The sequence below is a fragment of the Micromonospora sp. WMMA1998 genome (assembly GCF_027497375.1).
In the GTDB taxonomy this organism is placed as follows: domain Bacteria; phylum Actinomycetota; class Actinomycetes; order Mycobacteriales; family Micromonosporaceae; genus Micromonospora; species Micromonospora sediminicola.
Map to the genome: position 1 here is coordinate 4,313,641 of NZ_CP114911.1, position 25,756 is coordinate 4,339,396.

The 25,756-nt window shown below is 71.4% G+C and carries 32 protein-coding genes and 3 tRNA genes; 13 read left to right on the forward strand and 22 right to left on the reverse strand.

Annotated features, from left to right (window positions below):
• Positions 1-48 precede the first annotated feature (48 nt).
• Complete coding sequence (locus tag O7600_RS19605) at positions 49-1,131, reverse strand: Glu/Leu/Phe/Val dehydrogenase dimerization domain-containing protein (RefSeq protein WP_281589390.1); 1,083 nt, start codon at positions 1,129-1,131, stop codon at positions 49-51.
• A gap of 176 nt (positions 1,132-1,307) precedes the next feature.
• On the opposite strand from O7600_RS19605, the gene O7600_RS19610 reads away from it, so the two are divergent.
• Both O7600_RS19610 and O7600_RS19615 read left to right on the forward strand, forming a co-directional pair.
• Positions 1,308-2,147, forward strand: coding sequence for a hypothetical protein (locus O7600_RS19610; RefSeq protein WP_281589392.1), 840 nt, complete (start codon positions 1,308-1,310; stop codon positions 2,145-2,147).
• 256 nt (positions 2,148-2,403) lie between these two features.
• Positions 2,404-2,613, forward strand: coding sequence for a BldC family transcriptional regulator (locus tag O7600_RS19615; RefSeq protein WP_007073996.1), 210 nt, complete (start codon positions 2,404-2,406; stop codon positions 2,611-2,613).
• Positions 2,614-2,672: 59 nt separating this feature from the next.
• Here O7600_RS19615 and O7600_RS19620 read toward each other — a convergent pair whose 3' ends face one another.
• Positions 2,673-3,071, reverse strand: a complete 399-nt coding sequence (locus tag O7600_RS19620) for a PPOX class F420-dependent oxidoreductase (protein WP_099163059.1) — start codon at positions 3,069-3,071, stop codon at positions 2,673-2,675.
• 55 nt (positions 3,072-3,126) lie between these two features.
• Between O7600_RS19620 and O7600_RS19625 the strand changes: the two genes are divergently transcribed.
• Complete coding sequence (locus O7600_RS19625; RefSeq protein ID WP_091565695.1) at positions 3,127-3,906, forward strand: class I SAM-dependent methyltransferase; 780 nt, start codon at positions 3,127-3,129, stop codon at positions 3,904-3,906.
• 52 nt (positions 3,907-3,958) lie between these two features.
• Here O7600_RS19625 and O7600_RS19630 read toward each other — a convergent pair whose 3' ends face one another.
• Positions 3,959-4,246: a hypothetical protein gene (locus O7600_RS19630; protein WP_091565690.1), complete on the reverse strand. Its 288-nt coding sequence runs from the start codon at positions 4,244-4,246 to the stop codon at positions 3,959-3,961.
• A gap of 161 nt (positions 4,247-4,407) precedes the next feature.
• On the opposite strand from O7600_RS19630, the gene O7600_RS19635 reads away from it, so the two are divergent.
• Together O7600_RS19635 and O7600_RS19640 are read left to right on the forward strand one after the other, a co-directional pair.
• Positions 4,408-5,265 (forward strand): 3-hydroxyacyl-CoA dehydrogenase family protein, encoded by an 858-nt coding sequence (locus tag O7600_RS19635; protein ID WP_281589397.1) that lies wholly within the window; start codon positions 4,408-4,410, stop codon positions 5,263-5,265.
• A complete protein-coding gene (locus O7600_RS19640; RefSeq protein WP_281589399.1) occupies positions 5,262-6,005 on the forward strand; it encodes an enoyl-CoA hydratase/isomerase family protein in 744 nt (247 codons plus the stop codon). The genes O7600_RS19635 and O7600_RS19640 overlap by 4 nt, the downstream gene beginning before the upstream one ends.
• 51 nt (positions 6,006-6,056) lie before the next feature.
• On the opposite strand, the gene O7600_RS19645 is transcribed toward O7600_RS19640, so the two are convergent.
• The gene (locus O7600_RS19645) at positions 6,057-7,394 is read right to left on the reverse strand and encodes an ABC transporter substrate-binding protein (RefSeq protein WP_281589401.1); all 1,338 of its coding nucleotides are present in this window, start codon (positions 7,392-7,394) and stop codon (positions 6,057-6,059) included.
• Positions 7,395-7,560: 166 nt separating this feature from the next.
• Between O7600_RS19645 and O7600_RS19650 the strand changes: the two genes are divergently transcribed.
• Together O7600_RS19650 and O7600_RS19655 are read left to right on the forward strand one after the other, a co-directional pair.
• Positions 7,561-7,950, forward strand: a complete 390-nt coding sequence (locus tag O7600_RS19650) for a hypothetical protein (RefSeq protein WP_281589403.1) — start codon at positions 7,561-7,563, stop codon at positions 7,948-7,950.
• Positions 7,951-7,987: 37 nt separating this feature from the next.
• Positions 7,988-8,692: a DUF2786 domain-containing protein gene (locus O7600_RS19655; RefSeq protein ID WP_281589405.1), complete on the forward strand. Its 705-nt coding sequence runs from the start codon at positions 7,988-7,990 to the stop codon at positions 8,690-8,692.
• A gap of 13 nt (positions 8,693-8,705) precedes the next feature.
• Here O7600_RS19655 and O7600_RS19660 read toward each other — a convergent pair whose 3' ends face one another.
• Entirely contained in the window at positions 8,706-9,221 is a 516-nt protein-coding gene (locus tag O7600_RS19660; RefSeq protein ID WP_281589407.1) for an SRPBCC family protein, read from the reverse strand.
• Between the two features lie 211 nt (positions 9,222-9,432).
• Between O7600_RS19660 and O7600_RS19665 the strand changes: the two genes are divergently transcribed.
• Positions 9,433-10,440: a hypothetical protein gene (locus O7600_RS19665; protein WP_281589409.1), complete on the forward strand. Its 1,008-nt coding sequence runs from the start codon at positions 9,433-9,435 to the stop codon at positions 10,438-10,440.
• Between the two features lie 12 nt (positions 10,441-10,452).
• Here the strand turns inward: O7600_RS19665 and O7600_RS19670 are convergent, their stop codons facing one another.
• Both O7600_RS19670 and O7600_RS19675 read right to left on the reverse strand, forming a co-directional pair.
• A complete protein-coding gene (locus O7600_RS19670) occupies positions 10,453-10,809 on the reverse strand; it encodes a transcriptional regulator (RefSeq protein ID WP_281589411.1) in 357 nt (118 codons plus the stop codon).
• A complete protein-coding gene (locus tag O7600_RS19675; RefSeq protein ID WP_281589412.1) occupies positions 10,806-11,561 on the reverse strand; it encodes a hypothetical protein in 756 nt (251 codons plus the stop codon). The genes O7600_RS19670 and O7600_RS19675 overlap by 4 nt, the downstream gene beginning before the upstream one ends.
• 98 nt (positions 11,562-11,659) lie before the next feature.
• Between O7600_RS19675 and O7600_RS19680 the strand changes: the two genes are divergently transcribed.
• Positions 11,660-11,866, forward strand: coding sequence for a hypothetical protein (locus O7600_RS19680; RefSeq protein ID WP_281589415.1), 207 nt, complete (start codon positions 11,660-11,662; stop codon positions 11,864-11,866).
• 60 nt (positions 11,867-11,926) lie between these two features.
• Positions 11,927-12,289 (forward strand): ArsI/CadI family heavy metal resistance metalloenzyme, encoded by a 363-nt coding sequence (locus tag O7600_RS19690; RefSeq protein ID WP_348651348.1) that lies wholly within the window; start codon positions 11,927-11,929, stop codon positions 12,287-12,289.
• A gap of 82 nt (positions 12,290-12,371) precedes the next feature.
• Here O7600_RS19690 and O7600_RS19695 read toward each other — a convergent pair whose 3' ends face one another.
• Positions 12,372-13,121 carry an aminoglycoside phosphotransferase family protein gene (locus O7600_RS19695; protein ID WP_281589416.1) on the reverse strand — a complete coding sequence of 250 codons (750 nt, stop codon included), beginning with the start codon at positions 13,119-13,121 and terminating at the stop codon, positions 12,372-12,374.
• A 243-nt stretch (positions 13,122-13,364) separates the two neighbouring features.
• Between O7600_RS19695 and O7600_RS19700 the strand changes: the two genes are divergently transcribed.
• Entirely contained in the window at positions 13,365-13,685 is a 321-nt protein-coding gene (locus O7600_RS19700; protein WP_281589418.1) for a hypothetical protein, read from the forward strand.
• An 8-nt stretch (positions 13,686-13,693) separates the two neighbouring features.
• Here the strand turns inward: O7600_RS19700 and O7600_RS19705 are convergent, their stop codons facing one another.
• The 8 genes from O7600_RS19705 to O7600_RS19740 form a co-directional block, all read right to left on the reverse strand.
• Complete coding sequence (locus O7600_RS19705; protein WP_281589420.1) at positions 13,694-14,827, reverse strand: site-specific integrase; 1,134 nt, start codon at positions 14,825-14,827, stop codon at positions 13,694-13,696.
• The gene (locus O7600_RS19710; protein WP_281589422.1) at positions 14,827-15,039 is read right to left on the reverse strand and encodes an excisionase family DNA-binding protein; all 213 of its coding nucleotides are present in this window, start codon (positions 15,037-15,039) and stop codon (positions 14,827-14,829) included. The genes O7600_RS19705 and O7600_RS19710 overlap by 1 nt, the downstream gene beginning before the upstream one ends.
• Positions 15,024-16,763, reverse strand: a complete 1,740-nt coding sequence (locus O7600_RS19715) for a replication initiator (RefSeq protein ID WP_281589424.1) — start codon at positions 16,761-16,763, stop codon at positions 15,024-15,026. Before O7600_RS19715 ends, O7600_RS19710 begins: the two co-directional genes overlap by 16 nt.
• On the reverse strand, positions 16,760-17,413 hold the full coding sequence (locus tag O7600_RS19720; RefSeq protein WP_281589426.1) for a GGDEF domain-containing protein: 654 nt from the start codon (positions 17,411-17,413) through the stop codon (positions 16,760-16,762). Before O7600_RS19720 ends, O7600_RS19715 begins: the two co-directional genes overlap by 4 nt.
• On the reverse strand, positions 17,410-18,069 hold the full coding sequence (locus O7600_RS19725; RefSeq protein ID WP_281589428.1) for a DUF2637 domain-containing protein: 660 nt from the start codon (positions 18,067-18,069) through the stop codon (positions 17,410-17,412). The genes O7600_RS19720 and O7600_RS19725 overlap by 4 nt, the downstream gene beginning before the upstream one ends.
• The gene (locus O7600_RS19730) at positions 18,066-19,496 is read right to left on the reverse strand and encodes an FtsK/SpoIIIE domain-containing protein (RefSeq protein ID WP_281589430.1); all 1,431 of its coding nucleotides are present in this window, start codon (positions 19,494-19,496) and stop codon (positions 18,066-18,068) included. Before O7600_RS19730 ends, O7600_RS19725 begins: the two co-directional genes overlap by 4 nt.
• 3 nt (positions 19,497-19,499) lie before the next feature.
• Entirely contained in the window at positions 19,500-19,961 is a 462-nt protein-coding gene (locus tag O7600_RS19735; RefSeq protein ID WP_281589432.1) for a hypothetical protein, read from the reverse strand.
• Between the two features lie 89 nt (positions 19,962-20,050).
• Positions 20,051-20,476, reverse strand: a complete 426-nt coding sequence (locus O7600_RS19740; protein ID WP_281589434.1) for a hypothetical protein — start codon at positions 20,474-20,476, stop codon at positions 20,051-20,053.
• A gap of 81 nt (positions 20,477-20,557) precedes the next feature.
• On the opposite strand from O7600_RS19740, the gene O7600_RS19745 reads away from it, so the two are divergent.
• On the forward strand, positions 20,558-20,986 hold the full coding sequence (locus O7600_RS19745; protein WP_281589436.1) for a winged helix-turn-helix domain-containing protein: 429 nt from the start codon (positions 20,558-20,560) through the stop codon (positions 20,984-20,986).
• A gap of 202 nt (positions 20,987-21,188) precedes the next feature.
• Positions 21,189-22,418: a helix-turn-helix domain-containing protein gene (locus O7600_RS19750; RefSeq protein ID WP_281589438.1), complete on the forward strand. Its 1,230-nt coding sequence runs from the start codon at positions 21,189-21,191 to the stop codon at positions 22,416-22,418.
• 77 nt (positions 22,419-22,495) lie between these two features.
• Here O7600_RS19750 and O7600_RS19755 read toward each other — a convergent pair whose 3' ends face one another.
• From O7600_RS19755 to O7600_RS19780, 6 genes are all read right to left on the reverse strand, one after another.
• Positions 22,496-22,972, reverse strand: coding sequence for a hypothetical protein (locus tag O7600_RS19755; protein WP_281589440.1), 477 nt, complete (start codon positions 22,970-22,972; stop codon positions 22,496-22,498).
• Positions 22,973-23,593: 621 nt separating this feature from the next.
• Positions 23,594-24,097, reverse strand: coding sequence for a GrpB family protein (locus tag O7600_RS19760; protein ID WP_281589442.1), 504 nt, complete (start codon positions 24,095-24,097; stop codon positions 23,594-23,596).
• Between the two features lie 365 nt (positions 24,098-24,462).
• Positions 24,463-24,536 (reverse strand) — tRNA-Phe (locus O7600_RS19765).
• A 75-nt stretch (positions 24,537-24,611) separates the two neighbouring features.
• A tRNA-Asp gene (locus tag O7600_RS19770) sits at positions 24,612-24,685 on the reverse strand.
• A 33-nt stretch (positions 24,686-24,718) separates the two neighbouring features.
• Positions 24,719-24,791 (reverse strand) — tRNA-Glu (locus O7600_RS19775).
• Between the two features lie 155 nt (positions 24,792-24,946).
• Complete coding sequence (locus tag O7600_RS19780; RefSeq protein ID WP_281589444.1) at positions 24,947-25,750, reverse strand: polysaccharide deacetylase family protein; 804 nt, start codon at positions 25,748-25,750, stop codon at positions 24,947-24,949.
• Between the last annotated feature and the right edge of the window lie 6 nt (positions 25,751-25,756).

The window sequence follows — 25,756 nt, forward strand, 5'->3', positions numbered from 1 at the left end:
CCGGCGTGTGCCCGGGGGCGGAGCCGGCGGCCCGCCCCCGGGTGACGTTCAGCGCAGGTGGATGGTGCGCAGGCGGCCGACCTCGGCCATCCGCCGCTCGGCGAGCCGGTCCGCGGCGACCGCCGGCGGGACGCCCTCGTCGTCGGCGAGCCGCAGGATCTCCCGCGTGGTGTCGAAGATCCGGGTGGCGCGCAGCTTGGCCCGATCGAAGTTGAAGCCCTCGATCTCGTCCGCGACCTGGATCACGCCACCGGCGTTCACCACGTAGTCGGGGGTGTAGAGGATGCCCCGGTCGGCGAGGACCTTCTCGATGCCCGGGTGGGCGAGCTGGTTGTTCGCCGCGCCGGTGACCACCTTGGCCCGCAGCACCGGCACGGTCTCGTCGTCCAGCGCGCCGCCCAGCGCGCACGGGGCGTACACGTCGATGTCGGACGCGACCAGGGCGGCGGTGTCGTCCACCAGGGTGACCTGCGGGTGGGTGGTGCGCACCCACTCCCGGGCGCGCGGGTTGACGTCCGTCGCCACGACCTCGGCGCCGTCGGACAGCAGGTGCGCGGTGAGGTACTTGCCGACCTTGCCCAGGCCGGCCACACCGACCCGCCGGCCGGCGAGCGTCGGGCTGCCCCAGACGTGCTCGGCGGCGGCCCGCATGCCCTGGAAGACGCCCCAGGCGGTGAGGATCGACGAGTCGCCGGCGCCGCCGTGCTCCACGCTGCGACCGGTGACGTAGCGGGTCTCGCGGGCGATGACGTCCATGTCGGCGACGTAGGTGCCGACGTCGCAGGCGGTGTAGTAGCGGCCGTTCAGCGACTCCACGAAGCGGCCGTAGGCGCGCAGCAGCGCCTCGCTCTTGATCTGCTCCGGGTCACCCCAGATGACCGCCTTGCCGCCACCGAGGTCGAGGTTGGCCAGGGCGTTCTTGTACGCCATGCCCCGCGAGAGGTCGAGCACGTCGGCGAGGGCCTCGGCCTCGCTGGCGTACGGGTAGAACCGGGTGCCACCGAGCGCGGGGCCCAGCGCGGTGGAGTAGATCCCGATGATCGCCTTCAGGCCGGACTGCTTGTCCTGGCAGAACACGACCTGCTCGTGACCCGTGGATACCGGGTCGTCGGTGCTGGCGAATACGCCCATGGCTGACTCCTGTGTCGGTGTGCGCCCTTGTGGGGTGCGGAACCTTCGGTGGCACGCCGGCGGGATGGTGCCGGTGCCGTTGAGCCTAATATCGGCCGGAACCGTACTGTCGCGCACGTCACGCCGCCGGCGTGACGGCGGCGACGGGGGGTCCCGTCTCGTGGGAGGATCGCGCCGTGCCGTCGCTCTTCGCTTCATACCTGCGCGTGTACGAGCCGTTGACCGCCTTCGACCGGGACCGGCAGTCGTACTGGCGCCGGTACGTGAGCGAGGGTCGGGCGATCGCCCCGCTGGAGGGGCCGGTGCGGCAGCGGACGGCGGTGATCGAGGCGCTCGGCGCGGGCTGGACCCGGCTGCCCGACCTGCCGGACGAGGCGTACGTCCTGGAGACCGACGAGGCGCTGCTGGTCTGCCCGTGGAACCTGCGCATCCGGGTCGCCGAGGCGGCGCTGAGCGCGCGGGACGGGGTGCCGTCGGTGCTCGCCGACGCGTTCGTGCCGCCGGTGCTGGCCGGGCAGGCCAAGGCCGTGGTGGAGGACTGGCGCAGCGGGGCCCGGGTGCTGGAGCACGGGGTGCCCCGGGTGCACGAGCAGATCGCCACCTGGGGTGTGCCGCTGCGCTGGTTCGTGCTGTTCGAGGCCGGGGAGCGGCATCTGGTCACCGAGCCGGAGCGGCGCGCGCTGCGCTTCCGCACGGAGATCTCCAAGGCGCGGCGCCGCTCCTCGCGGGCGCTGTCGGTGCTGCGCAAGTCGGTCGGGGAGGCGCCGATCACCGAGGCGGTCGAGGAGGCCGCCCGCTGGTTGGAGGAGTTCCACCCGCGGTCGGTGGTCGAGCTGGACTACGGCGGCCTGGTGCAGCTGTTGCCGGACGAGACGCTGGCGGACGACGACTCGACCGAGCTGGTCGCGGAGGGGCTGGCCGGGCTGGCCCGGGGCGAGGCGGAGGAGGCCTCGGCGGCCTACGACAAGCTGGTCGCGCGCTGGCGTGCGGTGCAGCTGCTGGAGCGCTGCAACTGACGCCCGGTTTGCCCCCTTTCGGGGGTCGTGATACGAGAGTGTCTCGTAGTTGACGCATCACGAACCGTGATCATGAGTCCGAATAAGGTAGTTTCTGCGGCATAAAAGTCGTAAAAATCGGGCATGCTTCATCCGTCCGTCTAGGGACCTTCAGCCGTTCGGCCCATGTCGGACATCGGGGACTAGCCGGACCATGGGAGACGCGTCGGCCGGCGGGACCCCGGCCGATGTCTATACATGTGGAGGAGTGACCCCGATGGCATCGCGAACGCACGAACCAGAGCCGCTACTCACACCGGCCGAGGTGGCGTCGATGTTCCGTGTCGACCCGAAGACGGTGACCCGGTGGGCCAAGGCTGGCAAGCTCAGCGCCATCCGGACCCTGGGCGGCCACCGCCGTTACCGCGAGTCGGAGGTTCGGGCCCTGCTGCAGGGGCAGATTCCCCAGCAGCGTCAGGGAGACTGACGGCCCGAAGTTCCTCAGGCAATCCCGATCAAGGGCGGTCGGCCGACGGGCCACCGCCCTTAATCGTGTCCGGGGGCCGGTCCGTCCAGGACGATCCGCAGCCCCACCGTGCCGCCCTCCCCCCGGCGCAGCCGGCTGCCCAGCAGGCTCAGCCGGCCGATCAGCCGGTACTTGTGCTTGAGCAGGCCCCGGATCCGCCGGGTGCTCTCCTGGTCGCTGATCGTCGCGTGGGCCGGCACCGCCTCACCGTGGGGGCGTCCGCGCACGTCGCACGGCGCGACCGTGACCCGGCCGTCGCGCCGGATCCGCTTCACCTTGCCGGAGTCGGACACGGTCCACACCGCCAGCGCGTCGCCGTCGCGCACCGCCCACACCGGGGTCGCCACCGCCCGGCCGTCCTTGCGGAACGTGGTGAGCAGGACGTACTTCTCCGCCGCAAGGCGGTCCAGGTCGGTCACGCCGCCCAGGATACGGCTGCGACAGCGGCGCCGAGCCCGGATAGCGTGCTCTCTCATGACCGGGGAACCCGAGATCGGCGACGTGTTCGGCGAAATGATCCGCGACGCGTACGCGGTGGCGACCGGCATCGGTCCCCGACCGATGGCCGGCGGGCGCCTGCCCCGCCCGGTCATCGAGATCATCGAGCGCGACGACGGGCTGGTCAACGGTGCGCCCGCCGGCCACTACCTCGACCCGCCGGACCGCTGGCAGCCACACGACCACCGGGCGGTCGACCGGGTCCACGGGCACGTGCTCGACGTCGGCGTCGGCGCCGGCCGGATCGCGCTGCACCTGCAGGAGCGCGGCGTGCCGGTCACCGGCCTGGACACCTCGCTCGGCGCGCTGCGGGTCAGTCGGCACCGGGGCGTACGCGAGCTGGTGCACGGCACCGTCGACGAGCACGTCGCCGACGGACGGCGCTACGACACGTTCCTGCTGCTCGGCAACAACCTCGGGCTCTTCGAGGGGCGGGAGCGGGCCCCCGCGCTGCTGGCCGCGCTCGCCGCGCTGGCCCGGCCGGGGGCGACGGTGATCGCGCACGGCACCGACCCGTACGGGACCACCGACCCGGTGCACACCGGCTACCACGAGCGGAACCGGCGGCGGGGCCGGCTGGGCGGGCAGCTGCGGCTGCGGCTGCGCTACCGGCTGCTCGGCACCGAGTGGTTCGACTACCTGGTCTGCTCGCCCGAGGAGTTCGCCGAGCTGGTCCACGGCTCACCGTGGCGACTGACCGACGTGGACGACACCGACCACCCCTACTACCTCGCCACGCTCGCTCTCAGGCGTTAGGAAGGGCCCCTTCTTATCGCTCAGGCGATAAGAAGGGGCCCTTCCTTGCATCTCAGACCTGGACGGTGGGCGTCGTCTGCTCCGGCGGCAGGCCACCGTCGCCGTCGACCACCTCGTCCGGCGTGCCGTCCTCGTCGATGTCGACCATGGTGATGTCCACCTTGCCGTCGCCGTCGGTGTCGAACTGGAACAGGTCGGCCTTGCCGTCGCCGTCGGTGTCCACCACCCAGACGTCGGTCTTGCCGTCGTTGTTGGTGTCCGCGCGGAGCAGGTCCACCCGCTCGTCGCCGCGCGTCTCGACCGTCTCGGTGTTCTGCGCGCTCTCCGGTGCCTGGCTCATCTCGATCCTTCCTTCGGCGTTGACGGCCGTCTGTACCCCGTCCGCTCCGCCCCCACGCATGCCCGGCGGCCCGGCCCTGCATAGGGTCGCATCCAGGAGCGAGCGGCCGGGCCCGGCGCGGCGGAGACCCCGCCCGCCCCCGCCGCGGCGAGGGGACGTCGATGAGTGGTCGTTTTGTGGTCGTCGGGGCCGGCACCATGGGCCTCGGCATCGCGTACGTGGCGGCCGGCGCCGGGTACGCGGTCGAGCTGGTCGAGGTCGACCCGGCCCGGGGCGCCGACGCCGTCCGGCGGCTCGGTGAGCTGTGGGAGCGCGGGGTGCGGCGGGGCAAGCTGACCGAGGAGGCGGCGACCGCCAACCGGGCGCGGGTCACCCTGCGCGCCGGCCTGGCCGAGGTGGCCGAGGGACCGGACGTGATCGTGGAGGCGGTGCCCGAGCGGCTCGACCTCAAGCGGGCCGTGCTCCGCGAGGCCGAGGGCCGCCGACCGGTGCTGCTGGGCAGCAACACCTCCAGCATCCCGATCGCCGAGCTGGCCGACGGGCTGAACCGCCCGGCGGACTTCGTCGGGCTGCACTTCTTCAACCCGGTCTGGGCGATGGCACTGCTGGAGGTGGTGGTCGGCCCGGCCACCGCGCCGGAGACCACCGAGGCAGCCGTCGCGCTCGCCGGCCGCTTGGGCAAGGACCCCGTCGTGGTACGCGACATGCCCGGCTTCGCCACCTCCCGGCTCGGCGTCACGCTCGGCCTGGAGGCGATCCGGATGGTGGCCGACGGGGTGGCCAGCCCGGCCGACATCGACAAGGCCATGGTGCTCGGCTACCGGCACCCGGTCGGGCCGCTGGAGCTGACCGACCTGGTCGGGCTGGACGTCCGGCTCGACATCGCGCGCACCCTCCAGGCCGCGTACGGGGACCGGTTCGCGCCGCCGCCGCTGCTGCTGGAGATGGTGGACGCCGGGAAGCTGGGCAAGAAGTCCGGCCAGGGCTTCTACACGTGGAAGGACGGCGTCAAACAGTGAGTGGGTTGCGGATCGAGGAACTGCCGGACCGGCTGGTGGTGACGCTGGACCGGCCGGAGAAGCGCAACGCGATCGACGCCGACCTGGTCGGCGAACTGCACGCGGTCTGCGCCGAGCTGGAGGCGCGACCCCGGCTGATGCTGCTCACCGGCGGCGCCGAAGGCATCTTCGCCGGCGGCGCGGACATCGCCCAGCTCCGCGAACGCGGCCGGCTGGACGCGCTGGCCGCGATCAACCAGGGCGTCTTCGCCCGGATCCGGGCGCTCCCGATGCCCACCGTGGCGGCGGTCGACGGCCCGGCGCTGGGCGGCGGCGCCGAGCTGGCGTACGCCTGCGATCTGCGGGTGTGCACGGGCCGTGCGGTGTTCGGTCAGCCCGAGGTACGGTTGGGCATTCTGGCCGGCGCGGGCGCGACCTACCGGTTGCCCGCCCTGATCGGCGAGGCCCGGGCGAAGGAGTTGCTGTTCACCGGCCGGCGGGTGGACGCCGACGAGGCGCTGCGGATCGGTCTGGTCAACCGGGTGGTGGCCGACCCGGTGGAGCTGCTGTCCACCGCACACGAGCTGCTCGACGAGATGGCCAAGGGCTCCGCGCTGGCGTTGCGGCTGACCAAGCTGGCCGTCGACGCGCCGCCGGCCGCGCACCCGCAGCTCGACCTGCTCAGCCAGGCGGTCCTCTTCGAGGACGAGGAGAAGCAGCGGCGGATGACCGAGTTCCTGGAGCGCCGCAAGGCCCGCTGAGACAGCGGGGGCCGCACCGGTCGTCCCGGTGCGGCCCCCGTCGTGCGCGTCTCAGCTGCTGAACTGGATTCCGGCGTCGGCCATCGCGGTGATCGACGGCATGGACTCACCGAAGCCGATCAGCAGCACCGCCTCCGGACCGAAGCCCTTGATCTCCTGGGCGAGGCCACCGAAGTCGACGGGCGTGTTCGGGTCCTCCGGCGGCAGATAGGTGAGCAGCTTGAGCCGGTCCGCGCCGACCCCGGCCTTCTCCAGTTCGGCCCGGACGTTCTCCTGGAGACCCTCGCCGTAGGAGTCCTTGCGGGCCAGGATCACGATCTTGCGAGGCCCGTCCCGCAGCATCACGTCGGCCAGGGCGCGGCCCTGGAGGCTGTCCGGCGGCGCGGTGCGGAAGTAGAGCCCCTTGTCGTCCACGGTGCTCAGGCCCGCGTCGGTGTTCGACGGCGAGAACAGGATCCGGCCGGCGGCCACCACGTCCGGCAGCACCGCGCGGGAGATGCCCGAGGCGCCGGCGCCGATGATGACCTGGACACCCTGCCCGACGTGCGAGGCCACCGTCGCCTTCGCCACCGCCGGGTTGGTGCCGTCGTCGCCGTCGACCCACTTCACCGGCTCGCCGAGTACGCCACCGGCCGCGTTGACCTCGGCGAGGGCGAGCGCCGCGGCGGCCGCCATCGGCGGGTACGCCAGCGCCAGGTCACCGGTCTTCGGCAGCAGGCCGCCGAGCACCAGCGGGGCGTCCTTCGCCTTGCCGTCGCGCACCTTGCGACCGCGCGGCGGCGCCTTGCTGCTCGCGCCCGAGTCCTCACCCGCGCCGACGAACTCGGTCTTCGCGTCGTCGATCTTCTCGTTGTCGAAGTGCAACGTGCCGTAGCTCGCGGTGGCCGGCTCGCCGGCGTCGGTGAACCCGGCCCGGGTCAGCGACACGCCCCGGTACTCGATGTCCTGCCCGGCGCGGGCGAGTTGGAGGCAGGCCGCCACCTCGTCGCAGCGCTGACCGCCGGTGGTCACCCCGACGATCTGCTTGGCGATCTCGGCCGGCGCGGTGGTGCCGGCGAGCTGGGCGGCCAGCGCGCTGATCACCACGGCGTCGTACGACTCCGCCGAGTACAGATAGTCGGTCAGCTTCGGGTCTACGTTGCGTAGCCGCTCCTTGAAGCTCTCCGGCAGCGGCGTGAGAGGGGTGGTGCCCTTCATGCCGTTGAGGAGATCCGCCCGGTCCTTGAGGGACGCGGCGTAGGAGTTGAGCATGTTGCCGTCGGTGCCGTAGAGGCGTACCTGGGTGGTGGCCGCGTCCTTCGGCTCGTCGCTCCCGCAGGCGCTGGTGGCGAGCAGGAGCGCCGCGCAGGCCGTGGACAGGGCCGCGCGCGACGTGCGTGTTCTCAGCATGGTCGTCCTTCCTCGGGCGAAGGTCCGCTGCGCACATTAGCGTGCCGGCGCGGCGGGCGGGACTGTGGAGTGGGCTCCGTCGGCACCCCGACTGCGGGAATCACTGTGCGTGATCGTCGGGCCGATCCGGGGTCACCGCTTGACCCCCGGCGCTACTGTTCCGCAGGTGACCGACGACGCACAGCAGACGCTGGACGACGCGACCGCCGTGCTCCGTTCGGCGCTGGTCGGGGACGGCGACGGCGTGGTCGGCGCCTTCGACGCGGTGGTCGGCCGCTCGGGGCTGTCCGGGGCGTACGGGGTGGCCTGGTGCCTGGCCGCCACCATGCTCGGCGACGACGCGCCGGCCGGTGCCGCCGCGCTCGACTTCCCCGGCATCGACCAGGCCGACTACGACACCCGCTGGGTGGCGCGCTTCGTCAGCGCGTGCGCCAACGACGACGCCGACACCGGCGAGGCGCTGTTCGGCGCGGCGGCGGCCGACGGGCTGCTGCCCGACTGCCTGCTCACCCTCGCCGGCTCGACCATCGCCACGCTGCGCAGTCGCGAGGACTGAACGCTCGCGCCCGACGGCCCTGTGATAGCTCTGGGGCATGTCCGAGGCGATGCTCAGCAAGGTGCGCAAGCTGCTCGCCCAGGCCGAGGACCCGGCCTGCACCCCCGCCGAGTCGGCCGCCTTCATGGCCAAGGCGACCGAGCTGATCGCCCGCTACGGCGTCGACCGCGCGCTGCTGGCCGCCGCCGACCCGACCCGTGACCCGGTGGGCGACCGGGTGGTCGAGGTCGTCGCCCCGTACGCCCGGGACAAGGCCGGCCTGCTCGCGGCGGTCGCCGACCCGCTGCGCTGCCGCTGCGTACGCCGCCGGCAGGGCACCGGGTTCGCCATGCACCTGTTCGGCTTCGCGAGCGACCTGGAACGGGCCGAGCTGCTCTTCACCTCGTTGCTGGTGCAGGCCGCCCACGGGTTGGCCGGGGCCGTCGTGCCGGACGGCGAGCATCCGGCCGCGTACCGGCGCACCTGGCTGGCCGGTTTCGCCCAGGTCGTCGCCGAGCGGCTGCGTGCGGCGGAGGCCGGCGCGGCCGCCGAGGCCGGGGCGTCGTCGGTGGCGCTGGTACTCGCCGACCGCTCCGACCGCGTGCAGCGGCGGCTCGCCGAGGTGTACCCGCGACTGCGTACCGCCCCGCGCCGCCGCCTCGCCGGAGGTGGCTACGGCTCGGGCGCGGACGCCGGCCGGCGGGCCGACCTGGGTGGTACGGGGGTGAGCGGCCCGGACATGAGCCGGGGCATCACCGGCTGACCGCCGGCTCCGTTCAGTCTCCGGTGCGGGCGACCGTGGCCAGGTAGCGGCAGAGCAACTCGTGCCAGCCCGCGGTGAGCGCCTCGCGGTAGCCCTCGGCGGCCGAGCCGTGCCGGTCGAAGTAGCGGTGCTCCACGTCCACCCGGGTCGACCCGTCGCCTTCCGGATGGAAGAGGACCTCCACCTCGCTGGCCCGCGCCGGATCCGGCACCGGCACCCGGTCCGGCCCGATCTGCCAGGTGAAGACCAGCCGCCGGGGCGGGTCCCAGGTCAGCACGCGACCCCAGTCGTTGCGGAAGCCGTAGGGGCCGATCTCGTAGAGCATGCCGCCGGCCCGCGGCTCGATGCCGAGCCCGGCCAGCGCCTGCGGCCCGGACCAGGTGTATTCGCGGACCCACCAGTCATCCAGCGCGCCGGTGAAGACGGCGTACGCCTGCTCCACGGGCACGGGGACCAGGAGGCTGCTGCGGAGGGAGAAGCGGTCGGATTCCTGCCGGACCTCATCCGGATCGGTCATCTCCTGTCCCATAGGCCCGGACCATACCGGCTCATGTCCCGCTGTGCAGCTTTCGTCGTGCCCGCTTCCGGAGAGCGGGACCCCGGGTTTCCGACAACCGGGAAGGGCATGGTCGTCGATCCACGAACCCGGCCGCGGCCGCGGCCGACGGATGCCGTACCGCAAAGCGGGTAACCGCCGCTGACCCGGACCGGACGGACCGGCCGACGGGGGAGCGGGGAGCATGAGCGAGAGTCGAGCCAGCGAACGCGTGCCGGAGCCTGCCGACGAGCGGCCGGAGCAGGGGGGCGGCGCCGGGCCGGAGCCGGACGTCCTGCTCGACGTGGCGGAGCTGTCGGTCGACGAGATCCGGCTGGCGGTCGACGGGCTGGACGCGGACCTGTCGTTGCGGGCCCGGCTGGCCAACCTGCTCCAGCTCGACGCGGGCGTCCGGGTGCACCTGGAGGGCGTCGAGCTGGACATCGCCGGCGTCCGGGCCGAGGCGCTGCTCAAGGTCCGGTTGGAGAAGCTGGTGCAGATCCTGGACCGGGCGCTGACCACCATCGACCGGAACCCACAGTTGATCGACGCGCTGGCCCGGTCGGTCGGGGCGACGGTCGAGGACGTGCACCGCGCGGCCGGTCAGCTCGGCGAACCGGTCGTGGACCGGGCCGCGGCCGAGGTCACCGCATCGGCGGTCCGGCCGGCCGCGGAGACCGCGGCGGAGTTCGCCGCCGGCTCGGGGGTCGGCAGCGGCCCCGTCCGCACCGACGAGGGCCGGGCGGACCGCCCCGGAGCCGGACCGGCCGGTGACGCGGCGCGTGAGGTGGGGGCGGGTCAGGGTTCCGGGCGGGCCGCGGAACCGGGTGGCGGCGACCCCGGATCAGGGCAGCACGGCGGCGGGACCGCCGAGGGCGCCGGTGCGGGGGGCGCGAGCGGTGCCGCCGATTCGGGCGGCGAGGGCGGTGCCGCCGGTTCGGGCGGTTCGGGCGGCGAGGGCGGTGCCGCCGGTTCGGGCGGTTCGGGCGGCGAGGGCGGTGCCGCCGGTTCGGGCGGCGAGGGCGGGGACACCGGTTCGGGCGGCGACCGGCCGGGCGGTGGGAGAGGCGCCGGGCCGGAGCCGGGTTCGGCCGGCGGGGCCGCGCAGTTGGCGGGTCAGGCCGGGCAGACGTTGCGGCAGGCGGGCCGGAGCGTGTGGGAGGCGATCCAGGGCGGCATGGCCCAGAACCGCCCCCCACGCCGGGGCCGCTGACGGATCCCGGTCTCAGGCGGGGTCCGCGCCGGGGTCGAGGGCCGTGTGGCGGATGAGCAGCGCCCGCAGGGCGGTGATCTCGGCGAGCAGGGCCCGCCGGCCCTCCCGGGTGATCCGGATCCAGGTTCTCGGCCGACGACCGTGGTAACCCTTCTCCACCTGGATCAGGCCCGCCTCCTCCAGCACGGTGAGGTGCCTCGACAGGTTGCCCGCGGTGAGTTCGAGGGCCTCCCGGAGATAGACGACCTCCACCCGCTCACTCTCCGCGGCGATGGTCAGGATGCCGAGCCGGTGCCGCTGGTGGACGGTGTCGTCGAGGCCGTTCGTCGGGTACGCCGGCGCGCTGCGGGGGCCGTCCTCGGTGCTCACGCGTACCCATTGTGCTGCTGCCTGGTGGCGGCGAGCGCGACACCCCCGCCGACCAGCAGGACCGGCACGGGAAGCAGGGCCGCCAGCATGAAGCTGAATCGGTCGAGGTCGCCCGGTTGCAGGTCGGCGACCTGGAACCAGGCGTTCACCGCGACGAGCACGGCGGTGTGGAGACCGACCACGATCCACAGGCGTCGGCTGCGTTCCAGGTGGGCGAGTACCGCCAAGCCGAGGGCGATCACGAGGTGCGGCAGCATGCCGCGGTTGGCGGCGCCGAGCAGCGGGCCGGTCAGCCACCGGGTGCCGTCCGACACCGGTGCCGCCGTGTTGAACAGCAGGAACTCCAGCACGACGGGGAGGACGAGGCCGACGAGCGTGCCGGCGATGCCGGCGACGACGTACGCCCGGGTCGGGGTCTGCACGCCGGAGCGCCGGCCGTGCCGCCGGTACCAGGCGAGGCTGAGCAGGTAGCCGCCGACGAGTGCGGCCAACCAGTACCAGCCGAGCGCGGCCGACCGTTCCAGGAAGTCGCCGCCGAGGCCGGTGAGCGGCGGGTTGTCCGGGGTGGCGCGCAGGGCGGCCGGTTCCGTCGACTCGACGTACAGCGGCGCGGCCGCGGCGGTCAGCACGCCGAACAGCAGGAGCGGGAACCAGTACGCCTGGCGGGCCGCCCGCGCTCTGCGGCGCAGCGTGGTCACCGATTCGAGCAGTTCCTCCGGGCTCTCCTCGCGGGGCGACGGTGCGGACGACATGGTTCCTCCCGGGGCATCGAGCTACTGTGACCCAAATAGGTTTGCATTACAAACCTTGAAGCGCAAGGGGGTTGACCGGTCTTCCTACGCTCGACGGCATGAGAGCGCTGGTCGGCTTGCTGGTGGTCATGGCGGTGCTGATGATCGGGGCGTTCGTCCTGGTGGCCCGGCGGGACCGGGCGCGGCTGTCCGGGCCGGAGGACGCGGCCGCCGCGCGCGCCGCGCGATTGGAGCAGGAGCGGCACGCCGCCGAGCGGCACGGCGTGCAGAGCGAGGTGTGGCGTCGCGGCCAGACGCCGCAGTGAGCCGCGTCAGTCGCGTCGGAGGCCGGCGACCAGCGCCGCGACCCTCGCCCTGATCTCGTCGTGCATCTGCCGCACCACGTCGAGGGGCTGCCCGGCGGGGTCGGTGAGCTTCCAGTCCTCGTACCGTTTCCCCGGGAACCCCCCCCGCTGAAGCTCGTCCTGCTCAAAGGGGAGCCCGGCCGGCCCACCGTTTTGGACCACCTCGGCGTCGAGGTGGCCAGCACCGACGAGGTCGCCGCCGCCATCGGCCGCCTCACCGACGCCGGCCCGGTCACGCTGGAGGAGAACGACACCGAGTGCTGCTACGCGCTCCAGGACAAGGTCTGGGTGCGCGGCCCGGGCGACGAGCCGTGGGAGGTGTACACCGTCAAGGCCGACTCCCCGCAGCTGGCCAAGGCCGCCGAGAGCACCTGCTGCGCCTGAGTGGCGGGTCGCCGGCGATGTGGCACGACGATCCCCGGCGGCGTTCGCGCCGGCCTGGGATCTCCGCGCGGCCCGGCGACGGTTACGCGCTCGGGTCCGACGGTCGCCGCGGCGCGGCCAGGGCGGCGAACAGCTCCTCTTCGTGCCGTACGACCAGGGCTCGGTCCGCCCGCGCCCACGCGACCGCCCACTCGGCGTGGCGACGCCGCGCGGGAGAGTGTCGCGGATCGCGCAGGTTGGCCTCCTCCACCTCGGCGAGCTCGGTCTGCCTGCGCAGAACGGCCCGGATCAGCGACTGGGGCTCGACATCGCCGTAGCCGTCGCGTAGCTCACGAAGGTGACGGGCCTGGTCCGCCACCGGTACGTGGCCCTGCGACTGGATGCACCAGGTCCACGCCATGTAACCGAGGTCGTCGAGCCGGTCGCCCGGGCGACACGAGTCCCAGTCGATGAAGGCAACCGGAAGGCCGCCCTGGAAGATCGTGTTGAAGGGACCCGGATCACCATGGACGACGCACTCGGCGCCAGCGGCCAGGGCATGACCGGAGGTGGCGTCGTGCAGGGCACGGAGCATCCTCCCGCCCAAGGCGTACGCTCCGGCCGCCCGCTGGCTGGGGTGGTCCGTGGTTTCCCCGGGGATGAAGGTGAGCATCTCCCGACCGTGCGGGTCGACTCCCAGGTGCCGTGGCGCGTACGGGTAGCCGACGGCTTCCAGGTGGGAGAGCAGCCGCACGCTGAGCGCGTTCTCTTCACCGCCTCGGCGGTGCACGGTTCCGCCGATCCGGACGACCTCACGAGCGATGTGCCCACCGGTCAGCGGAACCTCGGTCATGCCGCACCCTAACGTCCCCCGAGGAGTCGTCCAGACTCGCCGGGCGTAAAGCAGAACGCCGACCGGCGTTTCCGCTGGTCGGCGCTCCTGTAGCCCGGCGAAAGGCTATGTGGCCAGGGGCGGGGTCGAACCGCCGACCTTCCGATTTTCAGGCACCCGCATTTCCCCAGGTCAGAGAGTCGCCGTACCCCGTCGTGCAACGGCCCGTGCAACTAGCCTTGACATGCCCTGAACGATGGCCGCATGAGTGACACGAACGTGGTGTTGGTCGCCGTCCGCCTGGTGCTCGTGCTCTTCTTCCTCTTCCTGTTCATGGCCGGCGTCCGTCTCGCTGTATCACGACGGTTCCCCGCAGCCTGGACGCGCCCGGCCCCTCCGACGGAGAACCAGCAGGCCCGGAGAGTCCGCATCGGCGTCGGCCTCGCGCTAGTCGCGGCCGCGGTGCTGATCCTGGAGGCCACGTCTCTCATCCCCATGCCCTTCCTGATCTCCGGCATCTTGTTGGCCGTAGGACTGCTGCTTGCTCTAGCTGCGCTGGGTTGGTTCGTCGTATCGCGGGAGTAGCGCACCAACTAGCTCCGCATGGTGATGTGCCGGGGCAGCCGTGCAACATCGCCATGCGCGGCCAGCTCGGACAGGGCTTTGGCGATCTCCCGGTCACGCCCGTCCACGGCGTGCAGGTAGCGACGAGCTGCCGCCATGGACGAGTGACCCAGCCGCTTCATTAGGTCTGCCAGAGTCGCGCCGGTCTGTGCGGCGAGGGTCTGCCCCGTGTGCCGCAGGTCGTGGAAGGTGAGGTCATCCAGGCCCACCTTCGCCCGTGCGCGGACGAACGCCTGATACAAGGTGTCCCCCCGCAGGGGCGAGCCATCGCGACTGACGAACAGTCGATCTTTGCCCGCGTACTCATCCAGGTGCAGACGGATCACCGGGATGACGTGTGGCGGGATGGCGATGGTCCGTTTGCCCGCCTCGGACTTGGGGTCCTTGTCGAACGCCTTCCCCCGATCATGCAGCGGCTCGACCCGGGCCTTGCGGACTGTGATGGTGTGCTCGACCAGGTCGACGTCCGAGACGCGCAACCCCGCGATTTCCCCACGCCGCAGGCCACACCAGGCAGCGATGAGTACCGCCGTGCGGTAACGCGGATTGATGGCGCCGACCAGGGCGACGACCTGAGCCGGCGTAGCGACAGGACGCTCGGCGACGCGGACCGTGCCGGCCCCCGGAATCTGGCACGGGTTCCGAGCAATGATGCCCTCACGAACAGCGGTGTTCATGACCATCCGCAGGAACCGGTACGACTGAGAGATAGAGGTACGGCCACCGCTACCCCGTAGAGCGGCGGCATGCCACTCCCGGACCCTGCTCGCCGTCAGCTCCCGAAGGGGTACGCCCACCAGCGGTGCCAGGTGAAGTCGAAGATTTCGCTCGCACGTCTCCCGCCAACGGACACCGATCTTCGGACTGTCCCGCAGGATGGCCCGCGCGTAGTTGCCGAACAATTCGGCTGCCGCACGGTCGTCCATCCAGGTGCCACGCGAGATGTCCGCCTCCACCAACGTCAGCCAGCGGTGAGCATCGGTCTTGGTCTTGAAGGTGTGCGGCGCGTTCTGCCGAACGCCACTAGCAGGCGGCAGGAACGAGGCTTGAAACCGCCCCGATGGCAGCTTGCGAACCATGCCGAACTGACGACGCTTACCCATCAGGCCACCACCCTTCCGCTTGCCCACGTGACGGTGACCGGCTCGACTGTGCCGGAGGCGATGAACTCAGCTAAGGCGGGTTCAGGAATGCGGACGTGGTGGCCGCCGAGCTTCACGTAACGGATGCGCCGCTCAGCGATGAGCCGGCGGGGGAATCGCTCGGTGGTACCCAGGCGAGCCGCGGCTTCCTTGACCGTCAGCAGCTTCTCCACTCGGTAGCCTCCTTCCCGGTCGGGTTCGTGTCTGCGGTTGCCGAAACATCGGGCGAGTCGGCGGCACGTCTGGCGGCGTCGAGCTGGGCGCGCCATTGGATGCGTTCGGAGATCGCCCGGAGGACCCGGTGGCCGAGGGGGGCGACGTCGGGGTCGGTGGGCCGGGCGAGTTCCCAGGCGTGGCGTTGCTCGCCGCCGGCCGGGGCGGTGTCGGCGTCGGTGGTGACCCCGAGCAGCGCCTTGACCCAGTCCTTCCGGTCCGCGCGGTGGTCGGCCAGGGTCTTGCCGGACCACTGCCGGGAGATCAGCACGCGCCGGCCGCCGATGCCGAGGGTTTCCCGCTTGTGGACCTTGTTCTTGCAGTTGCCCGGCTTCAACCCGGGCCGGGCCTTCTTGGGTTGGATGCCGTAGAGCAGCCAGTTGGCGCACCGCTCCGAGCACGGCGTGTGCCGCAACTCCTGCCAGAGCCGTTCCAGATGCGCACGCTGCCGGCCGCTGGTCACGTCGTGGCAGTCGGCGGCCTGCTTGGTGAGGTACTTGGTGATGTAGCCGACGCACCGATCAGCGTCCTTGGTGCCGGCGAGGACGCCCTTGGCATCGACCTGGACGCCGAAGCGGACGACGTGCACAGGTTCGGCGTCGGGGTCGGCGTCGACCAGGTCCAGGGCGTCATCCCACGTCGGCAGTAGCTCCCCGGTGTCCCGGTCGGTGTAGCCGCCGGCGGCCGGGTTCCACTGCGGCGCCCTTCCCGGTTCGTAGACCAGCTCGTCGACGGGCGGCCACCACACCTGGTGGTAGGTGGCGGCGGCGACCTGCCGGACGAGAGCGCGGGTGATGGTGCCGCGCATGGCGAAGTGCGCGTGAGGGGCAAGCCGCCGCTGCGGCTCGACCGCGCCCGCGTACTGCACGTTCCAGCCGACCGCCCGGCGCAGGTTCTGCCAGAACCGGTCGAGGAGCCGGGGGAAGTGCACCGCATCCCAGGCGGCCCGCCGATAGTCGTACGCATCGGGGTCGACCGGCGTGCCGTCGGAGTGCACCCGGCCGTAGGAGCCGAGGGTGAGGGTCAGGAACATCGACGGCCGGAACACCACCCCGGCGTGTCCCTCGAACGTCCGCCCAACGGTGCGGCTGTCGACCGGAAGACGGGGCAGGTCCGGGGCGTCCTGCCGCCGCTTGGTCGAGCGGACCCGCCGCTTGCCGTCGCCCTCCTGGTCGTCGTCGGTGGCGTGCGGCGGAGCCGGCCGGCCGCGCATGCCCTCGGTCGTGATCTGGCCTTCCAGTTCCGCGATCGCGTCGTCCAGGTCCGCGACCTGATCCCACTGAGAAGCACGGGCGGCCTCATCGCGGGCAAATTCCAGGTGAGCGCGAGCCACGATCAGGCCGCGTTGCGCGTCGGTGGCCGGCTCAGGTCCGGGGTTGGGTTCGTCGTCACGGTGCCAGCCCTCGCGGATCTGCTGCTGCCGCAGACGCCGTGCGCGGGTGGCGCAGGCCGGGCACTTGGCCTCTTGGGTGGCCCCACACGGCATGTCGATGACTTCCGTCTGCCCGGAGTCGAGGTCGGTGCGGCGCAGGCTGACGGGGCGGGTGCAGACGCCGTAGTCAGCGGCCAGGTCCTTGACCACGTCGACGGAGCGGGGCATCAACATGCGGGCGGCCCGGGAGCCCGGCCTCGGCTCCACCGGGGTGGCAGGTTCGAGGCCGGGCAGCGTCGGGGTGAGAGTCATCGGCCCACCCCCAGCGACGGCGGGGTCAGGTCGCGAACCCGGAGGACGGGGCGGGGGTCGGCGGTGGGGGTGGTGTGGTCGTCGCGCAGCGGGTCGAAGGCCACGACCCCGGTGCGGGTGGTCTTGGCCCGGTACATGGCGGCGTCGGCGTTGGCCAGGGCGGCGGCGAGCCCGGACGGACTGGCCGGGGCGAGGCCGATGCTGGCGGTCACCGACACTGCCACGCCGGAGGGAAGACGGACCGGCGCGGCGATGGCGGCGGCGAGCCGGCGGGCAGCCGCGGCCGGATCGGTGTCCAGGAGCAGGGCGGCGAACTCGTCCCCACCGAGCCGCGCCGCCAGGCCGTGAGCGGTGCGCAGCCGGGCGGCGACGGCGGTGAGGACCAGGTCCCCGGCGGCGTGGCCGTGGGTGTCGTTGACCGGCTTGAAGCCGTCCAGGTCGACCACGACCACCCACGGGCGCAGCGGGGCGAGCTGGGTCCAGGCGTCGGCCAGGCCGGCGCGGTTAGCGAGGCCGGTGAGCGGGTCGCGGAGGGCAGAGCGTTGCAGGGCGGCAAGTTCGTAGCGGACGGCGTAGAGCCGGTACTGATCCCAGCAGAAGACGGCGAGGCCGGCGACCAAGAGCAGGCCGGACAGGAGTGCGTCGGTCATCGGGTCACCTCTCCGATCAGCGGGACACCATTGCGGCGGGCGAAGGCAGCCGGCGACACCGGAGCCAGCGGGGCGACCGGGGCCGGGCGAGCGGGCTCGACCGGGACCGGGTCGACGGGCTCAGCAACGGCCGGCGTAGGAGCCGGTGCGGTGGGCTGCGCGACCGGGCGGGCCGGCGCGGACTGCTCCACCGGTCGGGCGGGAGCTTGCTGCTCGACGGGGCTGGCCGGCGCACGGTCGGCGGCCGGGCTTGGGGCGGCGGCGGTGGTGAGGACGAGCTTGGACAGGCCCATGAAGGCCAGGGCGGGGACGGCGGACAGCAGCCAGCCGGACAGGCCGGGCTTGGCGACGGCGAGCTGTGCGGCGAGGGACAGGGCGACGGCGGCGACGAGCAGGAACATCGGGTAGCCGATCGGCCCGCCGGTGCGCTTGCGGCGGCGGATGGTCAGCAGGGCGGCGACGGGGACGAGTTCGGAGATGACGGCGTTGGCCCAGCCGAACCACTCGCCTGTGCCGTCCGGGCTGTTGTCGAGGGTCCAGTCCTTGACGTGGGTGAACGAGGCGGCTCCGGCGAAGCCGGCGACGAGCAGGAGGATGACGACGAGGACCAGGCCCTCAACGCGGTCGGCGCGGGTCGAGTTCGGGTGGGGCTTCATGCGGCACCGTCCAGGACTTCACCGTCGATCACGCGGAGCCGGCCGTAGGTGTGGGCCATGTCGCGGATCTCGTCATCGGTCAGGTAGGAGAACCGGACCCGCATCGGGGTCGGGTCGCCGTCGATGACCACGAACCCGACGCCGGGCAGGGACTGGGGGATGCGGTCGCACAGCGCGCCCCGGTCCCGCATCCCCTCACCCAGCACCAAGTCCACCTGCGCCGCCTCAGCCAGCCTTAGCCCAATGCGCGTGGGGAACAGGTCCCGGAACGGCAGGACTTCCTTGCGCGGGTCCTGAATCGCCGCCAGGACGTGCACGCCCACGGCGCGGCCTTGGGACAGCAGGATCGACAGGGCGGCCTTGATTCGGTCCTTCAACTGCCGGTCGGTCAGGTACGCGGTCAGGTTCGCCAGCTCATCGATCACCACGACGATCAGCGGCTCATCCGGGGTCGGCGTGTGCTGGCGGGTGCGGCCGTAGAGCTTCCCGGCGCGGTCCTTGGCGACGGTGGCGGCTTCCTCGATCAGCTCGCACATGGCGGCGTAGTCCTTGCGGGCGAAGCGGGCGAACATCGGTGCGCCCATCCCGAGTTCCATGCCGCCCTTTGGGTCCAGCCCCCAGAGCTGCACGAGGCCCGAGGTGACCCCGGCGGCGAGGGAGCGGACCACGGACCAGATGACCGAGCCCTTCCCCGACCCCGTGGCGCCCACCACGAGAACTTGTGTGCCGAAGAGGCGCAGGTCGTAGCCGTCGCCGTCCTCGCGCCGGCCGACCGGCAGGGCGGTGAACTCCGGCACCGCTGGCACCGGGAGGGGGCGGAGGAGCTTGGCGAGGGGGTCACCGCGGAACAGGTGCAGCAGCACCACGTCCGGCCGGTTGCCGGGGGTGGCCTTGACCTGGCGGACGCCGAAGGTGTGGGCGAGGCGTTCGGCCACCTTGGCGAAGTCGTCGGGAATCTGGCCGGTGACCATCCGCACCGTGACCACGTCGACGCCGGCCGCGCAGGTGACCCGGCGCAGGACGGGCAGGACGGTGTGGGAGTCGAAGGAGACGGCGAGGCGGGCGGTGACCATCGCGGCGTGCCAGTTCCGGCCGTACAGCCACCGCCGATACCGCGACAGCACCGGCCACCACCCGAACCGCAGGAACGACGGCCGGTGACCGAAGCCCCAGCCGGCGGCGACGACCGCGACCAGGACGATGACCCCGACCGGGCCGGCCCAGCCGAAGCGCAGATACAGCCAGCCGAAGAACGCGGCCGGGGCGGTGACGTACCAGAACCGCACCAGGACCACGGCCAGGCGAGCGAGGGCCTTGACCGTCCACCAAGTCAGGGCCAGCCACAGCGGGATGCGGATGAACGGGGTCCGCACGTTTATCGGGGCGGAGTCGATCCGGTCACCCCGGATCACGTTGACAAGCGGCATCGGTCAGCCCTCCCCCGCCGTCGCGGCGGTGAACAGGGAGCCCTGCCCCGGCGAACCGGGACGGCGACGCACAACGCGGCGACGCACGGCCGGGCGGGCCGGCATCAGCGCGGCCAGGTCCACCGGTCCCGACTCCGGGGCGGGGACGTGACGGGTCATGGTCGGCAACCACCGACCCCGACCGAGGACCGCCCGCAGATCGACGCGGTCGGAGACGTGCGGGGCGATCAGATCCGGGTCCAGGTGGCGCAGCTTCACCACCGTCCGCGCCAGAGCAGCGGCGGCGGCGGAAATCTCCACCAGCGCGGCCACTCTGACCGCGTCGGCGGGAACGGTGGTGTAGACGTTGCGGGCGGCCCGGATGCCCGCCCCGGCAAGGCGCATCACGGTGCGGCGGTGGGTGCGACGGTGCGGGGCGGGGCGCGGGTTCCCGGCGATGCGGGCAGCGTCAGCTAGCGTGGGCATCAGCCCAACTCCTTTCGAGGGAGAGCGGGTGAGGCGCGGGGCGCGAGTTGTCTTGGCGGGCGAGTCCCGCCCCGCGCGTCCAGATCTGGTCAGGCCGCCTGCTTCGTCGCGGCGGCGGGTTCGGTCATGGCACCGGCGCGGATCGACCACGCCTGCCGCGCCCGGCACTTCCCCGAGCCCTTGCACCGCTGGCTGTCGACGTACGGCGTCAGCGTCACGTCGGAGAACACCACCGCCGGCGGGTAACCCGGGATCTTCGACGCCGGCGGCACCGGCTGCACCGGCGCGGCGATCTTCACCTTGACTTCCTTCGACCCGCCGAACTTCCCGGCCTCCGGGTCCAGGTCCAGGACCTTGACCACCCACAGGCGCTCGCCCGTGTCCTTGTCGCGCGCCTGGTCGTCGCCCTGGCCGCGCTTGTCGAAGTCCGTCACCGGCTCCACCCCGAGGCACAGCGCACCAGCCGGGAAGACGTAGTCGAACGGAACCGGAACCTTGATCGAGTTGGGAACCATGCCCTTACCTCCGAATGAGTCCGCCGGGTAGACCAGCGCTAGACGTAAGACCTAGGTTACCTAGGTCTTTCAGTAACCACAATGGACGCCACCAAGATCCTTGGATCTGCTATCTCGCTCAGGCGAGCTAGGAAGGTTAGGTTTGGAAGCGTGGGTCTGGACATGGATAACCGGCGACCGCCGTACCAGCAGGTGGCCGACGCTCTCCGCGCAGCAATCCGGGATGGCGTGTACTCAGCAGGGGACCGGTTGCCCACTGTGGCCGAGCTGGCCGAGCAGTACGGCGTAGCCAAGATGACCGTGCAGCGGGCGCTCACGGATCTACGCGGCGAAGACCTCATCGTCTCGTGGCAGGGGCGCGGCACGTTCGTCCGCAGTCTCAGCGGTGAGACAGAGTCCACGTCCGGGACGGTCCACGACGAGATCATGAAGCGTCTCGACTCGATGCACGACGAGCTTGCTCGGCTGGATCAGCGGCTGCGTCGTCTTGAGGGCGGGCCGACGAGCTAGCGTCCAGCGCGTCTGCTCGTTGCGTCAGATTCGCCAGACGCGCCGCCAAGATGTCGAGTCGGGCAAGAATCCCGTTGGCTTCCTCCGGAGTAAGGGTCCGCTTCATGCTCCTAGGCTCCCGAGGACATGTCGCAACGTCGATACTTTGGATGTCGCCCAACATCAACTGAGGCGAGTGGGCGACAGCAGGGGAGGCCCATCCGTGGCAGCTTCAACGAGCGCCGCACAGCCGCCATTCGGCGCTGAACTACGACGCATGCGGGCCGAGCGCACCTGGTCGCTGCGCGATCTCGCGGAGCGCATCACCTACAACCGCGGCTACATCGGCAAGGTCGAGCAGGGCGAGAAGTTTCCGGACCGACAGTTCGCAGAGCGAGCCGACCAGGCTTTCGGCACGCGCGGCGCTCTGATCGAAGCTTGGCAGTTTGAGGCCAACCAGCGGCATGACGCCGAGCGGATGGGCAAGCTACTGACGGCCTCCGTCAAGGACTCCCTCCGGCTGCTCACCGCCGCCGAGGATCGCCACGACCTGGCCCAGATCAGCGACGGGGTGGACGGATTGGCGGTCGCCTACCTTGGAGCGCCACCGGGGCCGATGCTGCAAGATGCCGTCGAGTTGCGCGGCGAGGTCCTGCAACGGCTGCGCGACCGCCACCACGCCCCACACGAACTCAGGGATCTCTATCTCCTGCTGGGCAGGCTGCAAGGCGTACTGGCATACGCCGCCCTCGACCTGGGCAGCGCCGATGCAGCCATGACCCACGCAGATGCTGCATGGACCTGTGCGGAACACGCTGGAGACAACGAGCTACGCGCGTGGACACGCGGCACCCAAAGCCTGATCGCGCGTTTTAAGGGCGACTACGCCCACGCCCTGGACTACGTGCATGACGGACTGCGCTACAAGGCACGGGGCACCGGCCGGATACGGCTGCTCTGCGGCGTGGCTCAGTGCCATGCCAATCTCGGCGACTCCGCAGGCGCGAACCGCACCCTTGACTTAGCTCAGACGGAACGGGAGGAGCTTGCTAGCACGGACTCCGTCGATGGTCTCTTCGGCTTCTCGGTCGCTAAGCAGCACTACTACGCGGGGAGCAGCCTGATTTGGTTGGCGGGTGGGGCAGACGCGGAACGAGCTGCCCGAGAGGCGGGGCGGGCCATCGAGCTGTGGGAGGCGGAACCCCCGGAGAGCAGGTCCCTGGATGACGAGGCTCTGGCCCACGTCTATCAAGGAACCGCTCTCCTGCAAGTCGGGGACCTCGACGCCGCCACTGCCGCCATCCGGCCGATTCTCGATTTGCCAGCGGACCGCCAAATTTCCTGGATCAAGAAGCGGCTCGACAGGTTCGCCGCGATGCTTCGTGCCGAGCCATACCGAGGCGCGAGCGCGGCGGACGACCTGTACGAAGAGATCCGCAACCTAGACGGGTAAGCGGTCACTGCCTAGTCCCACCACATGCTTGACACATCCGTCCCAGCACATCCTTGACGCTTGGCCTAGGCGATCGATTACAAGCTCGGCGTTGTGCTCGATGCAGCGAACGCCTTGACGGCCTGGAGCAAGCGGTCGAGGAAGGTTGGCAGGTCCGGGGCGGCTACGTCGAAGCGCGGGTCTTCCGAGGTGTAGATGCCGCCGAGGACAGCGTCCGGTGGCAGGCGGTAGACGGGAGATCCTGCCGGCATGGCCAGCCCGTACTGGGTGCCGCCGCCATCGCTGGCGAATACGACAACATCGGCGTCGTGGCGGCCACGTACGTGCCAGAGGTTCCGTGACTCGTGGGCGTCAGCCACGTCAGAGGTCGTGTGCAGGAAGAACCCGTTACCGACGTCCGGTAGATCTACGGCACCGATTGCGGCGTACAGGTCTACGAGGTCGGCTGGGATGGCGGGACGAACAGCAGCGAGCCGTGCAGCAGCGGCTGCGTCGGGCTCGCTGACGGCGTTCTCGCCAGGTGGGTACCCGTAGCGGTCTTCGAAGTCGAGCACCGCGGAGGCGGTGGCCTTCCGCAGATCCTCGCGCCAGGTCTCCAGCCGGCCAGAATCCACCCATCACCTCCGGGTCGCACCGACGAGCCGGGCCGACTTCACACGCTCTCAGCCGGCGGTGTCAAGCATGTGGTGGGACGCGAGTGTCAAGCATGTCCCGTGACGGGACACGGGTAAGCGGTCACACACTGCCGAATTGCGCTCTATGAGATCAAGGCGGCCCGCAAGCGGGCCGCGCCGGTCCGGCCCCGGCCTGCTGGCGACCTCCGGCCGGCATCGGCCGGGCCGGCCGGCCACGCTTCGAGGAGCATGAACGAGGGCTGAGGCGGGACGATCGCCATCGGGGTTACTGGCCGTTGACGGCGGGGCGATCGCTGCCGCGCAGCAGAGCTGCTTGCCTTCGAGTCACGTGGGCGCTGTCCGCGGTTCGATGACGACGAGGACCAGGACGTGACCCATCCCCCAGGCGCCCAATCCTCTACGCCGCCCGCCCGGCGTCAAGGGCGCTGCGCGTCGGCACGCCGATGGCCTACGGCCACCCTTGACCCCGACCGGGCGCCGCAGTTGTCGGCACCTATTCGGGGGATGGGGACAGCGTGGCGACGTAGACCTAGCTAGGGATCATCTCAGGCCTGCCCTGCGTAGGATCTCCAACACGACCGCAGCCTTCTGGCTGGCGTATTCGGCCATGTACGACACCTTCAGCGCGGCGATGCGGCGCTTCTCTGCGGCGTACAACTCGCGATCCTCCGGGTGCTCGCGTAGCCAATCACGGAAGATCAAGTGCCTTAGGTGCTCGTCGCAGTCCGGGCCAAAGACATGCAGATTGACCGGCGGATCGAAGCCATGCAGGCAGCGGTGCTCGTACCAGTCAGGTTCCCGCACTTTGAGGACGTAGCCGGCCGCCTCCAACGCCGGCAGATACGTTCCCTCATCTGCAGGATCGGCCACGATCAGGTCAATATCCAGGCGAAACTTGGCGGCGAGGCCGGGTACGGCCGTCGATCCAACGTGCTCCACCGCAAGCGCATGCGAACCAATGGCTGCCCGGATGCGCTCGGCGTGGCGCTGGAACATCTGCGGCCACGCGGGGTCGTAGTCGTGGATCTCGATCGGCTCGGTCAACCGGGGAAGCACCCCTCCAATGTTGCGTTGCCGTAGCCACTCCTCCGTGACCGGCGGGGAGGGCTTGGGCAAGGGAGGCTTCCGCACTCGGCGGACCGTACACGATCCAGTGTCGTGCGTGTGTGCGCCCAGAGGATTGCTGCGGCTGCCACGAAGGTGCGATCTCCGCCACGAGATGGGCTCGCGCCGCTTCACGCACCCGGTCAAGGCGAGTCGTGCAATCCCCGTGCAACATCGGGCGGCCATCAGGGGGATTCCGGGGTCAACGAGGGCTAGACCGGACAGACAGACTCCCGGGGCGAAAAGCAGAACGCCGACCGGCGTTTCCGCTGGTCGGCGCTCCTGTAGCCCGGCGAAAGGCTATGTGGCCAGGGGCGGGGTCGAACCGCCGACCTTCCGATTTTCAGTCGGACGCTCGTACCAACTGAGCTACCTGGCCGTGGTGCTCGGCACATGCTACCGCATGGGCCGATACGCAGAACGCCGCGCATGAGGTGCGCGGCGTCAGCGCTTGCGGTCCTGACGGGACTTGAACCCGCGACCTCCGCCTTGACAGGGCGGCGAGCACTCCAACTGCTCCACAGGACCTGGCTGGTGTTGCATCCGGCGCGAGCCGGACCGTGCCCCCAACGGGATTCGAACCCGTGCTACCGCCTTGAAAGGGCGGCGTCCTGGGCCGCTAGACGATGAGGGCGGCCCCGCCATCATTGCACACTCGCAACTTCAAGCGGACTTGCTCCCATCCGGCCCCGCCGGAGGCATGAGAAGCATATGCCATGCCTCCTCGGACGGCCAAACCGGTATGGCCGTCGGCACACCGGCGGACAAGAGCGCAGGTCAGGCGTGGTTTCACCGGAGCCGGACGATCCCGTACCGCCGCTTGAGGTCCGGAATCAGGTGCCGGCAGGCGGCCATCGTCTGGGTCCGGTCGCCGCCCGCGTCGTGCATCAGCACGACCGAGCCGTGGCGGGTCGCCGACTCCACCCGCTTGATGATCGTCTTCGCCGGCGGGTGGTCCCAGTCCTGCGGGTCGACGCTCCAGTGCAGCGGACGCAGCCCGAGCTGCCGGACGACGGTGAGCTCCTCGGCGGTCCAGCGGCCGCCGGGCTGCCGGAACCAGGTGATCGGCGCGCCGGGGGCGGCCGCGTGGATGGCCCGGTTGGTCCGCTCCAGGTCGGCCCGGATCTCCGCCACCGGGCGCCGACCGAGGTCCACGTCGTGGTGCCAGCTGTGGTTGCAGAGCTGGTGACCCTCGCGGACGATCTGCGCGATCAACTGCGGGTAGCGCTTGGCCTGCCGGCCCACCACGCAGAACGTCGCGGTGACGTGGGCCGCCCGGAGCTGGGCCAGGATCTGCGGCGTGTAGCGGGGGTCCGGACCGTCGTCGAAGGTCAACGCCACCCCGGGGCTCCCACTGGCCCGGTGCAGGCCCGGCGGCAGCTTCTTCGGCACCGGCCGCAGCTTCGGCTTCGCCGGTGGGGTGGTGCGGCTCGGCCGCGGAATCGGGCTCGGGGTCGGGCTCGGCTCCGGCGTGGCCGAGGCCGAGGCCGACGGCTGGGCGGTGACCTTCTCCGGGGTCTTGCCCGGATCGCCGCAGCCGGTGACGAGGAGCACCAGGCCGAGGGCGAACGCCAACAGGGTGCGGGGACGCATCTGTCG

What these genes read in the sequence shown, in the direction of transcription:
- O7600_RS19605 (WP_281589390.1), bottom strand. Translation starts at nt 1,131, where the DNA reads ATGGGCGTATTCGCCAGCACCGACGACCCGGTATCCACGGGTCACGAG.
- O7600_RS19615 (WP_007073996.1), top strand. Translation starts at nt 2,404, where the DNA reads ATGGCATCGCGAACGCACGAACCAGAGCCGCTACTCACACCGGCCGAG.
- O7600_RS19625 (WP_091565695.1), top strand. Translation starts at nt 3,127, where the DNA reads ATGACCGGGGAACCCGAGATCGGCGACGTGTTCGGCGAAATGATCCGC.
- O7600_RS19630 (WP_091565690.1), bottom strand. Translation starts at nt 4,246, where the DNA reads ATGAGCCAGGCACCGGAGAGCGCGCAGAACACCGAGACGGTCGAGACG.
- O7600_RS19635 (WP_281589397.1), top strand. Translation starts at nt 4,408, where the DNA reads ATGAGTGGTCGTTTTGTGGTCGTCGGGGCCGGCACCATGGGCCTCGGC.
- O7600_RS19645 (WP_281589401.1), bottom strand. Translation starts at nt 7,394, where the DNA reads ATGCTGAGAACACGCACGTCGCGCGCGGCCCTGTCCACGGCCTGCGCG.
- O7600_RS19655 (WP_281589405.1), top strand. Translation starts at nt 7,988, where the DNA reads ATGTCCGAGGCGATGCTCAGCAAGGTGCGCAAGCTGCTCGCCCAGGCC.
- O7600_RS19660 (WP_281589407.1), bottom strand. Translation starts at nt 9,221, where the DNA reads ATGGGACAGGAGATGACCGATCCGGATGAGGTCCGGCAGGAATCCGAC.
- O7600_RS19665 (WP_281589409.1), top strand. Translation starts at nt 9,433, where the DNA reads ATGAGCGAGAGTCGAGCCAGCGAACGCGTGCCGGAGCCTGCCGACGAG.
- O7600_RS19675 (WP_281589412.1), bottom strand. Translation starts at nt 11,561, where the DNA reads ATGTCGTCCGCACCGTCGCCCCGCGAGGAGAGCCCGGAGGAACTGCTC.
- O7600_RS19680 (WP_281589415.1), top strand. Translation starts at nt 11,660, where the DNA reads ATGAGAGCGCTGGTCGGCTTGCTGGTGGTCATGGCGGTGCTGATGATC.
- O7600_RS19695 (WP_281589416.1), bottom strand. Translation starts at nt 13,121, where the DNA reads ATGACCGAGGTTCCGCTGACCGGTGGGCACATCGCTCGTGAGGTCGTC.
- O7600_RS19700 (WP_281589418.1), top strand. Translation starts at nt 13,365, where the DNA reads ATGAGTGACACGAACGTGGTGTTGGTCGCCGTCCGCCTGGTGCTCGTG.
- O7600_RS19705 (WP_281589420.1), bottom strand. Translation starts at nt 14,827, where the DNA reads ATGGGTAAGCGTCGTCAGTTCGGCATGGTTCGCAAGCTGCCATCGGGG.
- O7600_RS19715 (WP_281589424.1), bottom strand. Translation starts at nt 16,763, where the DNA reads ATGACTCTCACCCCGACGCTGCCCGGCCTCGAACCTGCCACCCCGGTG.
- O7600_RS19720 (WP_281589426.1), bottom strand. Translation starts at nt 17,413, where the DNA reads ATGACCGACGCACTCCTGTCCGGCCTGCTCTTGGTCGCCGGCCTCGCC.
- O7600_RS19725 (WP_281589428.1), bottom strand. Translation starts at nt 18,069, where the DNA reads ATGAAGCCCCACCCGAACTCGACCCGCGCCGACCGCGTTGAGGGCCTG.
- O7600_RS19730 (WP_281589430.1), bottom strand. Translation starts at nt 19,496, where the DNA reads ATGCCGCTTGTCAACGTGATCCGGGGTGACCGGATCGACTCCGCCCCG.
- O7600_RS19735 (WP_281589432.1), bottom strand. Translation starts at nt 19,961, where the DNA reads ATGCCCACGCTAGCTGACGCTGCCCGCATCGCCGGGAACCCGCGCCCC.
- O7600_RS19740 (WP_281589434.1), bottom strand. Translation starts at nt 20,476, where the DNA reads ATGGTTCCCAACTCGATCAAGGTTCCGGTTCCGTTCGACTACGTCTTC.
- O7600_RS19745 (WP_281589436.1), top strand. Translation starts at nt 20,558, where the DNA reads ATGGACGCCACCAAGATCCTTGGATCTGCTATCTCGCTCAGGCGAGCT.
- O7600_RS19780 (WP_281589444.1), bottom strand. Translation starts at nt 25,750, where the DNA reads ATGCGTCCCCGCACCCTGTTGGCGTTCGCCCTCGGCCTGGTGCTCCTC.